This window comes from Pseudorhodoplanes sp. (assembly GCF_059499825.1).
Genome location: NZ_JCABZI010000013.1, coordinates 254,883 through 268,331 on the forward strand (window position 1 = coordinate 254,883; position 13,449 = coordinate 268,331).

Consider the following 13,449-nt stretch of genomic DNA (forward strand, 5'->3'; position numbering starts at 1 on the left):
AGAAGTTAAGCAGGGGCAATAACGGAAGGTCGTGTGCAATCGCGCATAAGGCCGTTCGAATTCAGGCTTAAAAGGCCGGCTTCTAATCTGCGTGGGGTGCACCTTTTGATGGATATCCAGCAATTGTGAGTTCCAAAACCACTTTGTCTGATCAGCGACTAATTGCAGCTAGCTGCAATCAGATGACGGGCCGCTGGAATGGGGACGGACGATGAGGCGCAAGAAGTTCACCGAGGGGCAGATCATAGCGGGTGCTGCGAGAGCGTGAGGCTGGTGCGAAGACTCCCGACCTGGTCGCAAGAACGGGCTCTCGGAGGCTGCACTGTACAAATTGAAAGCCAAGTAGGCGCGATGGACGTGTCGGATGCGAAACGCCTGCGCGCGCTGCAAGACGAAAGCCGGAAGCTGAAGAATCTGCTGGCGAAATCGATGCTCAACCAGGCGGCGCTGAAGGGGCTGTGACAGATTAGGTAGGCCCGCCGCCAAGAGTGGTGCTATCGCTCACGTGCGGAAGGTGCTTAAAAGTGAGTGTCGCGCCTGCACGCTCATAACTGCCGATCGCAGGGAGGTCCGCTATCGCTCTTGCCCTCTGAGATGGACAGTCGCCTGCGCGATCAAGCCAACCAGCGTCGCCGGTTTGGCTATTCAATTTGCTGTGGGAAGAGGGTGAACCGTCAGGCATCAACCGCATCTATCGAATCTGCCGCGATGAAAGACTCACAGTGCGCAAGGGCAGGGCCAGCGGGACGCGCACTGCGATCCTGATCGAAGCCAGGGTCAACGCTCGCTGGTCGCTCGACTCGTGCATGACCAGTTCGCCGGGAGCCGTCGCGTTCTCATCCTCAACATGGTGGACGACGTCACGCGTTAACGCCTGACACCAATCTGCGACACCTTGATCTCGGGCAAACTGGTGGCCCGCGAGGATGCTGGTCGAGGCGCGCGGGAAGCTAGGTTGACCGTCTCAGACAACGGGACGAAGTTCACTTCGAATGCCATGCTGAGCTGGGCAAAGGGGCACTACAGCCTCCCAACAAAGACGCGAGGTTCGAAGGACAAACACGGTAGTGTCCCCAAAGTGGCATCTTGATACGACTGCAACTATGGGATATGAGGCATACGCAGATAAGTGAAATCGTAAATGGTCAGCCCGTATCATCCTGAATGCCCAACGCACTGCCCGCCCTCCGCTGCGAAGGCATTCAAAGGTCCGGTGCTCCGAGCCGCCAGGACTATGCCGCCGTCTGAGCGAGACATGAAGTCGATTTGGGAGCAGGGTCGCCAGTGTAACCCAAGCGATTGCAAGAGCTGGGGTCTATCTGTTTGGTTGGAGAAAGAGGACGCGCTTCATGCGCGTGCGCTAGTGCCGTTTTTCCGAAAGTGTTATATTGTCCGTGTTGATTTTGGATTGACCGACGGGGTTCTGCTGCCAACACCTTCAGACGATCAACCCGGCCATCACACTTATTGGAAAAGGCACGGCTTGCAGTTACCGAGCGAACGCTTTGCAAGCATTATTGAGCCAGAAAGCACATGATCTGGAAGCCAAAAGGGCCGGGCTTGGCTCCTTGGACGGATGCTCCGATCGTTCCGGAAGAAGTGCTCTTCGCATTCGATGAGCCTATAGTCTTCTCTTCACGGGTTGGGCTTTCAAATACGCTATTTGTAAAGTTTGCCGAAACTGACGACCATGCAAACTACTTCTATGCGTGTCCCATCAGCGACGAATACTTGCAGGCTCTAAAAGCTAACGAACTCTCCCTACGCGGCGCATTGCTTTCCGGGCAAGCTTTTGTCGTGGAGATCGGTCAGGACTTTCGCGTTGCGCGCTATTGGCCAGAAGAGATTGGAGAGTGGTCGGAAAGCTTATTGCCGGTGAGGCGGGTTGGACTATCCGCGAAAGCGGGCCCAATCTGGGACTCTCTTGACGAAGCGAGAGCGCTGTTAGCGCTGACTTTCCGAGGAGTTTCGCTGGGACGGTCGGAAATGCCGCTCGGTATGCTCACCGCCCTCATAAGCAAAACGCACGAAGCGGCCCGCCGAATTCTTGTGCCACCGGATCTAGCTGGCCTGAAGAGTGCCAGCATCGATTTTCAAATTTCACCGCCCAAATTCAGTAGTTTGGTCCTTGCACTGAAACATCCTCTATTCAAGAGAAGCGTCCTTGATCGTCGCCCAGAGGACAACGCGATTGAAGGGCTGACCTCGGAGATCGAAAGCAACAGCGATGAGTTCGTGCAAAACATCGCTGAGTTGTCAGATTCTGCGTCCAACGGTGAGATTTCGCTTGCAGTTGCTCAAGCAAAATTTTCAACACTTGAGCAAATTAAATCAATAGTTCCAACTGAACGGAACAAGCTGACAGAATTAGCTATAACCTCAAACACCGATGAGCGACGATCGTTTGTTCTGGTCTCCCATGAGACAGGAGATAAAATTGTTAGGGCGCGAAAGTTGGTAGAGGCTAGACCAATCACCGACACCGGCCGCATCATTCAAGTCAACGATAAGCGTTCAACCGTCGTGTATCAATCGGTTCGTGGTAAGGAAGTCACCTTCACCATGGAAGCCAACGCGTTTACCGAGATGGAAAAGGCTGGGTTACTGAAGCTCGGGCACCGGATCACTGCAACAGGATACTTACATCGCCGCGCTAGACGTGATTCGATGGATTTGACTGACGCGCCCAGAACTAGTCCGCGCGTTCAGACCTTTTAACACGAGCGCTCCTGAACGCAGTCGCTTGCTTACCAATCAAGGTCGTCGCGCCATTTTTGTAGGTGCCTGGACTGTTCAGTGCGGTTACCTTGTGACGTGCACCAGGCGAGCGTTACTCTTCTTGCTCGGTCAATACGAGGGTCCAAATTTGTTGTAGCGGAAGCTCTGCTCGAATTTCTTCTGGTAGCTTGTCGTACGCATTAAGAAGGTTATCGATTATCTCGACCCGCCCCCAAAGCCGAATTCTGAAGAATAGCTCGTTTTTTCGGGACTCTACCGTGCTTTTGAACCCGCTCCAACACACGAGAAGGCCTTGATCTGCATGCGTGTCCTGCACAGCCCCGATCAAAGATTGTAGAGTAGGCTGATCTGCTTGCGCATTGCCGGACTTTACTTGCACGACCAGCCGCGGGGGTTCGAATCCACTGGGTCCACGACCCGCAACGATATCAATTCCCTTGTCAGGCCCCGGTGGTGAAACATTTACAAGGTAGCCTTGAGCGGTGAGAATGGCTGCAACAAGCCGCGTAAGGTCATGTCCGACAAATGTGCTCGCGATGCGACGTTCAATTTGATCGCGTGCGATCTCAGCTAAATCCGAATTTGCTGAGTCAGCGTCGATATCGGCAACGTGCCCGGGCTCGACAATTGTAATAGCTGTCTCGTATCCGGGATCGATTCCTTTCTTAGCCGCGACTTCTACTCGGCGGAGCGCATCGTTGCGTTTAATCTCGCAAACGGTCATTGCGGCACCGAAGCTAAACAGTAGGTCTTGTTTAAATGCTGAGCGAGGCAAATCGGTCTTCAACCAATTGACTTTTCGAGATGGCCGTCCGTCGATAAGAGTGAGGTCGCCGACAATTTTTCCAATAGCCATCTGCCGCGTTGTCTTCAGCGGGACGACTACAAGATCGCCAATTTTCATTTCGTTGCAGAACTGGTTTAGCTGCGCGGCAAAGTTCAATAGCGTTTTGCGTGAGCCGTCGGGACTATTTAAGAACAACAGCTTTAGTATAGCATCCCGATCTTTTGCACCACGCAGGTCCCCCACCTTGAACCCGATCGTAAGATCGGAGGTTGCGAGCGCATGGGCCTCCTGTTCGCCGTGCCTGCCGAGCCGAACCATCCATAGTCGCATACAGTTTTCTACCTAGTTTGCAGGTATCTGCAAAAGCCGCTGTGCGAAGGCTTAAGACGCCTTCTTCAGCGCGCTCAACACCTCGCGGAAGCTGTTGAGCCCCGCCTCAAGGTTCTCGATGATTTCCTCGGCGAGCTCGTCCGGCTCCGGCAGGTTATCGAGGTCGGTAAGGCTTTTGTCTTTCAGCCAGAACACATCAAGGCTGGTTTTATCGCGCGCGGCAAGCTCTTCGTAGGTGAACTTGCGCCAGCGGCCCTCCGGATTCTTCTCAGCGTCCCAGGTCGCTTTGCGCTTATGCCGGTTCTTCGGATTGAAGCATTCAATGAACTCAGCCAAGTGTTCGAAACGCAACGGCTTCTTTTTCAGCGTGTGATGGATATTGGTCCGGTAGTCGTAATACCAGACCTCCTTGGTCCAAGGGTCCTTACTCGCTTCCCGGTTATCGAAGAAGATGACGTTCGCCTTCACGCCATTGGCATAGAAGATGCCGGTGGGAAGGCGCAGGATGGTGTGAAGCTCGGTGGTCTTGAGCAGGTTCTGGCGCACGGTCTCGCCCGCCCCACCCTCGAACAACACATTGTCCGGCACGACCACGGCGGCCCGCCCGGTGATCTTCAGCATGGTCCGGATATGCTGAACAAAGTTGAGCTGTTTGTTTGACGTAGTCGCCCAGAAGTCCTGGCGGTTATAGGTCAGGTCGTCGGTCTCTTCCTCGCCTTCCTCATTGGTAAAGCTCATTGAACTTTTCTTGCCGAACGGCGGATTGGCCAACACGTAGTCATAGGACTGGGCGCTCGGCGCTACCAGGGCATCATTCGGTGAAATCATGACGTCGCCATCGATTTCACCGATGTTGTGCAAGAACATGTTCATCAGGCATAGACGGCGCGTATTTGCGACGATCTCGTTGCCGTAGAACGTCTTATGCTTGAGCTGGGCCTTCTGCGCCTTATCCAACTCGAAGTTATTCGGGTTGATAAGAAAGTCATAGCTGGCCAGAAAGAACCCGCCGGTGCCGCAAGCAGGGTCGGCAATGGTCTTACCGGGCTCGGGCCGCACACACTCCACCATCGCGCGAATAAGCGGACGAGGCGTAAAGTACTGCCCCGCACCAGACTTGGTGTCCTCGGCATTCTTCTCCAGCAACCCTTCGTAAATGTCACCCTTTACATCGGCCTCCATGCTCACCCACTGAACCTCATCGATCATATCGATGAGCCGGTAGAGCTTGGCCGGGTCCTGAATCTTGTTCTGCGCCTTAGTGAAAATCTGTCCGAGCACGTCCTTGCGCTTACCCAACTCGCGCAGCAGCTCAATATAATGGACTTCCAACTCCGCGCCGCGCCTCGCCTTTAAGGCAGCCCAACTGTACTTTTCCGGAATGCCGACATCGCGCTTGTAGGGCGGCTTCGCGTACTCATCGGCCATCTTAAGAAAGATGAGATAGGTGAGCTGCTCCAGGTAATCGCCATAGCCCACGCCGTCATCGCGCAGCGTATTACAGAAGCTCCAAACCTTGGAAACTATGGGGGATGTGCTCATGCGGCCTCCTTCTTGTTGTTCTTGTTAGCGCGCCGCCTTCTTTCGCCGCGATCGATCTGTTCGGCGCGGATGCGTTCCAGTAAAATCGACGCTGATTCATCGGCCGGGTCTTGCGCGACAATCTGACCGGAGAATGCACGTCTAATAATAGATCGGCGAAGGCTCTCAGCTCGCATCATTTCACGATCGATTGCCGCTTCTAATTCATCAGCGTTTGTGAGCTTTTCATCCAACAACCGCGCTATCTCGTTTTGCTCCTCCAATGAGCAAATGGGCACCGCAACGTGTTGCACATCTCTCAGATAAATTGCTTGCTGCGCAGTAGATCCAGAGGTTGTCACGATCGTTCGGTTAATCCGGGGAGACTTCAGGGCCGAAATTAGAAACGACGTTGCCAATCCTGGCGCGACCTTAATTAAAATGACGCTTCCCAAAAGGCAGAACGTATCATCAATATCGACTACACACATTCTCCCAACCGTAGCGCCCCGGCTAACAATTAGTAGGTCGCCCTTTTCAGGGTCGCATCTCTTGCGGGCCTTGCGCGCCGTCTCTTCGGAAACAAACAAGGGGGCCTCAAGCGAGACGCCGCTCTCTCTTACATCTTTTGCCGATAGGAAATATACGCCTCGCTCTTGTGTTACAGGTCGGAAATGCTCTCCATCCGTGATCTTGACCGCAAGATCGTTCAATTTGCACCATCCCCATTCATTCGGGATGCTCGGTAGTTCAGAAAGTTCGTCTTGCGTGAGATTGGGAACGTCTTTTCTGGCTTTCGCACGTTTGCTTTTGTCTGCCTTGAGCTTTGCGAGGACGTTGGTCGCAGGTTCAATTCTGCCTTTGTTTTTGGCTCTCCAGTTAGTAGTCAGCTTCCCCTCGAGGGCGGCTTTTAGGACGGATTGGCGATAGGCTTTAAGTTGCTGGCGGGCGGCGGTGAGGAACTCGACGCCCTTGTCAAGTTCAGAGAAAAGCTCGTCGACCTTGGAAACAATCCGACGCTGTTCGTTGAGCGGCGGAACATCAATCCGTAGTTCTCGAATGTGCGTAAGATTGACACGTGGGCGGGTCGTCCCCTTGGTTGCGATCTTCAATTGATTCGCGATGCCGTCGGCATTTATCGCGTAACACAACCACCTATTGTCAATGTGTCCATTGTCCAGTCGAAGGCGTACTAAATCAGCGACAATTACGCCTTCTTTAACGGTGGAGGGCACAATGCATGCCTCACCCAGAGGGTCCCCTAACTTGGTAATTATTATGTCGCCAGGAAGATATGAGTGACGGGTAAGCTCCCTGGCTTTCTTGGACGTTATATATTTGATATTTTTTGGGACGAATTTGAGCCGCTTTATATTTTGTATCCGCAATATGGGAGTTCCTTGCGGTTGATATTCGGAGGCCTTTAAGTGTGAACCAAAGGGTCCGTCAACGATATTTGCCTTCGGATTTAAGAAAAGCTGACCAAGAGTGGTTGTAATCCACCCCGGCGATAGTTCTTTCTCCAACTTCATGCCGCCAGCGCCTCATTTAATTCCTCGATCACGGCGTCCATGCCCTCCCCGAACAACTGATACATCTTCCCCAAACCACCCTTGGCATCGAAGGGTGCCATATCCAGATCATCACGCTCGATATGAATCGAGCTCGTGACATGGTCACGAATCATATGCAGCCATTCGAGCTGCTCGCCTGTAAATTTCACGCCCGCCCCGCTGTGTCGCTTCAGAATCCAAGTTTGGAAGTTTCGGCGCACCGTGTCGGCATAGGGGGCAATCTTACTGTCGATTCCACAGACACGGCGGATGAGCGCGACCAACGCGGTCAGCTCATTGGCCGGGTCGGCTCCCTTGTACTCGTCCAACAGCGCATATGCCCGCCAAACGCGGAGAGGTGCAAGTTTAGGACGATCGGTCTTCAAAGCGTCCAAAACCGCTTTAATCATCGCGTAAGTGACTTCAGAGCGCCTTGCTGGCTGACTGTAGAATATCGACAGCGCCTCGATCTGGTCGCGGTGCTCTTCCAGATAGGCCGCGAAGTCCTTAGACAACGCCTCGGCGTTTTCCTTGGCATCCCCGCTCCAGCCCGCCTCGGTCAACGTATCGAGGTTATCATGGTCGATGGTCTGCTCTTTCTCACGGCGGATACCGTCAATGAGGTTGATCAGCGGGCCGGTGAACACATTGGCCGCCTTGCCGACCAGCTTGTCCCGCGCACTCGCGCGCATCTCATCGGTAGGCTCTGCCCCTTTCGCTTCCTGGGTGGCCACCTCCTCAATGCGGTCGGTGTCGATGGCATCCACAAAGTTGCGCACGATATCTGACAGGGAGAGGCCGCCAGCAGCCTCGCGGATGCGGTCCTGATCCTTGTCATCGAGCTGCTTGTCCAGCCGCGCCAAGCGACCCGCGAGCGAACTCACAGTGTCCTCGTCGCGCGCACCCATCATCACGCCGGTTGCGAGGTCCTTTAAGGGAACGCCCGGCTTGGTGATGAGGGGCTGACTGGCGGTCTTGAGCGATTTAGTCACACCAATCGCATCGACGATGACGTAATGCGTTTTCGCACTCGTGGCCGACGGCGTCACCTTCTTGAGGTTATCCGCGTCCAGCGTGCGGGTTCCCCGTCCCTTCATCTGCTCGAAGTAGTTGCGGCTCTTCACGTCGCGCATGAACAGCAAGCATTCCAGCGGCCTGATGTCGGTGCCGGTGGCAATCATGTCCACCGTCACCGCAATGCGCGGATTGTAGTTGTTCCTGAACTGCGTCAGCACCGATTTAGGGTCTTCTTCTTCTGATCGGTAAGTGATTTTCTTGCAAAAATCATTGCCCTGGCCGAACTCGGTGCGGGCAATCTGAATGATGTCATCTGCATGACTGTCGGTCTTGGCAAAGATAAGCGTCTTCGGCACTTCCTCGCGGCCAGGGAATATCTCCGGTAGCTTGTCACGAAACGTGCGGATGACCGTGCGCAACTGGTCAGGATTGACGACCTCGCGGTCTAGCTGCTTGGCCGTGTAGTCCTCGTCGTCATCCTGCCGTTCCCAGCGCTTTTGGCGGGTGAGACGCTCGCGGCGCTCGACCTGCTGCTGCGCCTTGATCTTCGCGCCCTGCTTGGTCACCTCGGTCTCGATGACGTAAATCTCGTTGCCGACGTTCACGCCATCGGCAACCGCGCGGTCGTGGCCGTATTCACTGACCACGTTCTTGTGAAAGAAACCGTAAGTGCGGTTGTCGGGCGTCGCGGTCAACCCGATCAGATAAGCATCAAAGTATTCAATCACCTGACGCCAAGTATTGTAGATCGAACGGTGACACTCATCGATGACGATGAAGTCGAAGTATTCCGGCGGAATCTTCTTGTTGTAGACCACGGGCAGCGCGTCTCTGGGGCGCACAAGGCGTTCAGCCGGGTTGTCTTCTTCCGCGCTTTCATCCAGCGGCTCATCTTTCAGGATGGAGTACATCCGCTGAATGGTGCTGATGCAAACCTGGCTGCTGCCAGCGATGAACGGCGATTTCAGGCGCTGGACATTATATAGCTCGGTGAACTTGCGATTATCGTCATTAGGCAGGTACGACATGAACTCCTGCTCGGCCTGCTCGCCGAGGTTCTTGGTATCGACCAGGAACAGGATGCGCTTGGCATCGGCGTGCTTGAGCAAGCGATAGACAGAGGTGATGGCGGTAAAGGTCTTGCCGGAACCGGTCGCCATCTGAACCAGCGCCCTCGGCCGGTCTTCCTTGAACGACTTTTCGAGGTTCTGGATGGCAGTGATCTGGCAATCACGCAGACCCGCCGTGTTGAGCACAGGGATATCTTGCAATCGCGACCGCAGTGATTTCGGCTTTGAAAGCCACTCACCCATCGTCTCCGGCCGGTGGAATGTAAACACTTCGCGCGAACGGGGCTTGGGGTCGCGCTGGTCGGTAAACCGCGTGATTACGCCTGTGCTCTCGTAAATGAAGGGCAGCGGCTCCCTGTTGGCGACCCATTTGAGCTTGGCTCCGGCGTAGCCAGCCGATTGGTCTTCCACCGCGGTTATCTTGTGGCCCCAGTCTTTAGGTTTGGCCTCAATCACGCCGACGGCACGCTTGTCCACGAACAGCACATAGTCGGCGGGGCCGGTGTCGGTCTGATATTCGCGCACGGCGATGCCCAGGCCGGCGGACCAGTCGAGGTCCTTCATGTTCTGAACGTGCCAGCCCGCCTCGGCCAAAAGGGCGTCGATCTTGTCTCGCGCCAACTGTTCGGGGTTTTGATTTTTCGGCGGCATTAGAATGCGTCGCAGTTAGAAGCGTCAGCGCGCGGTCAGCGCACTACGAACGAATTGGTGCAAAAGAGGAGCGACGGTTATCCGTCGGCGAGTGCGGTTACGAGTGGCGCGCCGGAAATGTACGCGGAATAAGTGAGGGAAACAAAGGGACACATGATCGCTATTCGCCGCGCGCTGGAGCCCACTGGCCGGCGTTGTTTCAAAATCGCGAATTTGCAGGTACCTGCAAAAAGTGCTCATTAGGGCAGAAGTTGGGGCAGGAATCAGATTGTCTGATATTGTACTTATAAATCAACAATTTATATATTAAAGTGGCGGAGAGAGAGGGATTCGAACCCTCGATACGGTTTCCCGTATACACGCTTTCCAAGCGTGCGCCTTCAGCCACTCGGCCACCTCTCCGTGGGCGTCCTTGTGGCCGTGGCGGGCGGCATTTTCAAGCGCCCGGGGACCATTTTCCGACAGATTCGAAAGATTTGGCTCAGGCGACCAGCCGGATCGCGCCGCATACCGAGAGATCGTAGCCACCAAGCTCCGCGGCGCGCTGGCGGAAACGGTCCGACCGAACAAAACCGAACAGCGCAGATGGTCCGGGCAGAAAATAGTCGCGCTGGCGCAGAACAAGGTCGAAATTTTCCCAGAGCAACGGCACGAAATCGAGCCCGGCTGCGTCCGCCACCGCGCGGGTGGCGATGCCGCAATCGGCATGTCCGGCGCGGATCGCCTGCGCGAGGTCGCTGCCGGTCGCGCAAGCCGGCTTCACCGTAAGGAGCGCGCCGGGGTCGATCTGCGCCTTGGCGCACAGGGTCAGCAGCAGCAATTGCGCGCCCGCGCCCGGTTGACGTTGCGCCATCCGCAATCCGGTGCCGGCAAGCTGTGCCAGATCGCCGATCCGATGCGGGTTTCCAGGCGCCACCAGCAGGCCCTGCTCGCGCCGGACGAAGCCGATCACCACCGCATCATGCAGCCCGGGCGCGTCGCGCACCGCCGCAACATTGGCCGATGAGCCGTCATTTTCGCCCGCATGCAGATGGATCGCGGCGAGGATCACCTCGCGGCGCGACAGCCGCCGCAGGCCGGCCTCGGACCCCTCCGGCAGGCTCGCGATCCCCGAGCCGCTCTCCCGCAGCGCCCATTCCAGCAATGGGTCGGTGCTTCCGCCAACGATCGGCGGTGCGGTTTCTTCGAGCGATTTCAACGCATTGGGCATCCCCGACACGACCCAGCGGTCGAGCGCCGCCTTTGGAAACAGCCATCGCCCAGTGACCTTGCTGCAGGGGACGGCGCCGGCCGCCACCAGCTCGTAGAGCTTGCGCTCACTCAGCCGAAGATACGCCGCGGCTTCGTCGGTATTGAGAAACTCGCGCATGAATATGCCTGCATTGAAGTGAATTTGCTCCGAAAATTGACCCATTCGGCGTCCAATGCAACACAAATCAGGTGCCGACCGATGCCTCAGCCCTTGACCTGATCCTGCGCGCCGATCCGGTTCTGCTCGCAATCGTCAAGCTGTCGCTGATCGTCACCCTGTCCGCGGTCGCCTGCGCCGCGCTGATCGGGATACCGCTCGGCGCCTTGATTGCGCTGACGAAATTTCCCGGCCGCAACGGCGTCATCGTGCTGCTCAACGCGCTGATGGGCCTTCCGCCGGTGGTGGTCGGCCTGATGGTCTACCTTCTTCTGTCGCGGTCCGGTCCGCTCGGAAGCCTCGGCATTCTGTTCACGCCGGCGGCGATGATTGTGGCGCAGACCATTCTGGTGGCGCCGATCATCGCGGCGCTGTCGCGGCAGACCATCGAGGATCTCTGGGTTGAGTATCGCGACGAACTCGACGCCATGAATGCCGGCCCGCTGCGGCGGATTGCGACCCTGATTACCGACGCGCGATTTTCCCTTGTGACCGCGCTGCTCGCGGGCTTCGGGCGGGCGGCGGCGGAAGTCGGCGCGGTGATCATCGTCGGCGGCAATATCGACGGCTTCACCCGCGTGATGACGACGGCGATCGCACTCGAAACCTCCAAGGGCAACCTGCCTCTGGCCATTGGTCTGGGCATTGTCCTTCTTGTTCTGGTGCTGTTCGTGAATGCTCTGGCCTGGGGCGTGCGCCGCGCCGGCGAACGCTTTGCGGGATGAATGCGATGCGCGCACCCGCTTCCGATCTGCCGTTAATGCTCGAAGAGGTGTCATTGCTCGCGCGCGAGGTGACGATCCTCGACCGTGTATCGCTCACCTTCGCCGCCGGAGAACCGACGATGCTCGTCGGGCCGAACGGCTCCGGCAAATCGAGCCTGATGCGAATCGCGATGGGGCTCAGTTCCCCCTCGAGCGGCCGGGTCACCTATGGCGGACGCAGCAATGTGCCGCCGGTCGGCCGCGCGATCGTGTTCCAGCGGCCGGTGATGTTGCGGAGGAGCGCGGCCGGCAATCTCACTTACGCGCTGGCGGCGGCGGGTGTGCCGCGTGCCGAACGCGATGCGGCGGCGCAGGAACTGCTCGATCGTGTCGGCCTCGGCGCACTGAGCGATCGCCCCGCGCGCCGCATGTCGGGCGGCGAACAGCAGCGGCTTGCGATTGCGCGCGCGCTCGCCAAGGCGCCGGAGATCCTGTTTCTCGACGAGCCGACCGCCTCGCTCGATCCCGCCGCCACCAAGGCGACCGAGGACATCATCGCCGGCATCGCCGCACGCGGCATCAAGATCGTGATGGCGACGCACGATCTCGGCGAGGCGCGCCGCCTCGGTGGCGAGATCGTGTTGATGAATAAAGGTCGCGTGATCGAAGTCGCCGACGCACAAACCTTCTTCACGTCGCCGAAAACCGACGCCGCACGACGCTTCGTCGCCGGTGAATTGCTCGTCTGACAAAAAAAGGAGACTGCCATGATCACACGCCGTTTCATCGTCGCGCTGGGTGCGGCTGCGTCGCTTGCGCTCGCGGGCCCGGTGCTTGCGCAGGACAAATCCATTGTCGTCTCGTCGACCACATCGACGACCGATTCAGGGCTGTTCAATCACATCCTGCCGCTGTTCAAGAAGAAGACCGGCATCGACGTGAAGGTGGTGTCGCAGGGTACGGGGCAGGCGCTGGAAACCGGACGGCGCGGCGATTCCGATGTGGTGTTCGTGCATGCGCGACCGCAGGAAGAGAAGTTCGTCGCCGATGGCTTCGGCGTGAAGCGCTTTCCGGTCATGTATAATGACTTCGTGCTGATCGGGCCGAAGAGCGATCCAGCCGGCATCAAGGGCGGCAAGGACATCGCCGCGGCGCTGAAGGCGATCAAGGCGAAGTCCGCGCCGTTCATCTCGCGCGGCGACAAGTCCGGCACGCATTCCGCCGAGCTCAATCTCTGGAAGGTTGCCGGCATCGATATCGCCGGCGCCGACAAAGATTCGAAGGGATCGGGCGCGTGGTACAAGGAGATCGGGCAGGGCATGGGCGCCGCGCTCAACACCGCGTCGGCCGCGAACGCCTATGTGCTCGCCGATCGCGGCACCTGGCTGTCGTTCAAGAATCGCGGCGATCTCGACATCGTCGTCGAGGGCGACAACAAGCTGTTCAATCAGTACGGCGTCATCCTGGTCAATCCGGAGAAGCACCCGAATGTGAAGAAGGCGGAAGGCCAGGCGTTCATCGACTGGATCGTGTCGCCGGAAGGCCAGAAGGCGATCGCCGAGTACAAGATCAACGGCAATCAGCTGTTCTTCCCGAACGCGACGGCATCGGGGGTGTGAGTTCTTCGCCCCTCTCCCTGTCAGAACGGGGAGAGGGACGCACGCGTCGC

Annotated in this window: 9 protein-coding genes and 1 tRNA gene; 4 read left to right on the forward strand and 6 right to left on the reverse strand. The window is 57.2% G+C overall.

What is annotated here, in order from left to right:
* Window positions 1-1,533 precede the first annotated feature (1,533 nt).
* Window positions 1,534-2,718: a hypothetical protein gene (locus tag AC5I5I_RS19540; RefSeq protein WP_495975729.1), complete on the forward strand. Its 1,185-nt coding sequence runs from the start codon at window positions 1,534-1,536 to the stop codon at window positions 2,716-2,718.
* A gap of 112 nt (window positions 2,719-2,830) precedes the next feature.
* On the opposite strand, the gene AC5I5I_RS19545 is transcribed toward AC5I5I_RS19540, so the two are convergent.
* From AC5I5I_RS19545 to AC5I5I_RS19570, 6 genes are all read right to left on the reverse strand, one after another.
* Window positions 2,831-3,844 carry a restriction endonuclease gene (locus AC5I5I_RS19545; RefSeq protein WP_495975731.1) on the reverse strand — a complete coding sequence of 338 codons (1,014 nt, stop codon included), beginning with the start codon at window positions 3,842-3,844 and terminating at the stop codon, window positions 2,831-2,833.
* Between the two features lie 63 nt (window positions 3,845-3,907).
* Window positions 3,908-5,398 (reverse strand): type I restriction-modification system subunit M, encoded by a 1,491-nt coding sequence (locus AC5I5I_RS19550; protein WP_495975733.1) that lies wholly within the window; start codon window positions 5,396-5,398, stop codon window positions 3,908-3,910.
* A complete protein-coding gene (locus tag AC5I5I_RS19555) occupies window positions 5,395-6,909 on the reverse strand; it encodes a restriction endonuclease subunit S (RefSeq protein ID WP_495975735.1) in 1,515 nt (504 codons plus the stop codon). Before AC5I5I_RS19555 ends, AC5I5I_RS19550 begins: the two co-directional genes overlap by 4 nt.
* A complete protein-coding gene (locus AC5I5I_RS19560) occupies window positions 6,906-9,668 on the reverse strand; it encodes a type I restriction endonuclease subunit R (protein ID WP_495975737.1) in 2,763 nt (920 codons plus the stop codon). The genes AC5I5I_RS19555 and AC5I5I_RS19560 overlap by 4 nt, the downstream gene beginning before the upstream one ends.
* Window positions 9,669-9,980: 312 nt before the next feature.
* Window positions 9,981-10,070 (reverse strand) — tRNA-Ser (locus AC5I5I_RS19565).
* A 79-nt stretch (window positions 10,071-10,149) separates the two neighbouring features.
* Window positions 10,150-11,037 carry a substrate-binding domain-containing protein gene (locus AC5I5I_RS19570; protein WP_495975739.1) on the reverse strand — a complete coding sequence of 296 codons (888 nt, stop codon included), beginning with the start codon at window positions 11,035-11,037 and terminating at the stop codon, window positions 10,150-10,152.
* Between the two features lie 71 nt (window positions 11,038-11,108).
* On the opposite strand from AC5I5I_RS19570, the gene AC5I5I_RS19575 reads away from it, so the two are divergent.
* Genes AC5I5I_RS19575 through AC5I5I_RS19585 form a run of 3 tightly spaced genes read left to right on the forward strand, consistent with a single transcriptional unit; the run spans window position 11,109 to window position 13,399 of the window.
* Window positions 11,109-11,801 (forward strand): ABC transporter permease, encoded by a 693-nt coding sequence (locus AC5I5I_RS19575; RefSeq protein ID WP_495975741.1) that lies wholly within the window; start codon window positions 11,109-11,111, stop codon window positions 11,799-11,801.
* 5 nt (window positions 11,802-11,806) lie between these two features.
* Window positions 11,807-12,529, forward strand: a complete 723-nt coding sequence (locus AC5I5I_RS19580; RefSeq protein ID WP_495975743.1) for an ABC transporter ATP-binding protein — start codon at window positions 11,807-11,809, stop codon at window positions 12,527-12,529.
* Window positions 12,530-12,547: 18 nt separating this feature from the next.
* Window positions 12,548-13,399: an ABC transporter substrate-binding protein gene (locus tag AC5I5I_RS19585; RefSeq protein WP_495975745.1), complete on the forward strand. Its 852-nt coding sequence runs from the start codon at window positions 12,548-12,550 to the stop codon at window positions 13,397-13,399.
* Window positions 13,400-13,449: the final 50 nt, after the last annotated feature.

Coding starts and splice junctions, on each gene's coding strand:
- AC5I5I_RS19540 (WP_495975729.1), top strand. CDS start 1,534: ATGATCTGGAAGCCAAAAGGGCCGGGCTTGGCTCCTTGGACGGATGCT.
- AC5I5I_RS19545 (WP_495975731.1), bottom strand. CDS start 3,844: ATGGTTCGGCTCGGCAGGCACGGCGAACAGGAGGCCCATGCGCTCGCA.
- AC5I5I_RS19550 (WP_495975733.1), bottom strand. CDS start 5,398: ATGAGCACATCCCCCATAGTTTCCAAGGTTTGGAGCTTCTGTAATACG.
- AC5I5I_RS19555 (WP_495975735.1), bottom strand. CDS start 6,909: ATGAAGTTGGAGAAAGAACTATCGCCGGGGTGGATTACAACCACTCTT.
- AC5I5I_RS19560 (WP_495975737.1), bottom strand. CDS start 9,668: ATGCCGCCGAAAAATCAAAACCCCGAACAGTTGGCGCGAGACAAGATC.
- AC5I5I_RS19570 (WP_495975739.1), bottom strand. CDS start 11,037: ATGCGCGAGTTTCTCAATACCGACGAAGCCGCGGCGTATCTTCGGCTG.
- AC5I5I_RS19580 (WP_495975743.1), top strand. CDS start 11,807: ATGCGCGCACCCGCTTCCGATCTGCCGTTAATGCTCGAAGAGGTGTCA.
- AC5I5I_RS19585 (WP_495975745.1), top strand. CDS start 12,548: ATGATCACACGCCGTTTCATCGTCGCGCTGGGTGCGGCTGCGTCGCTT.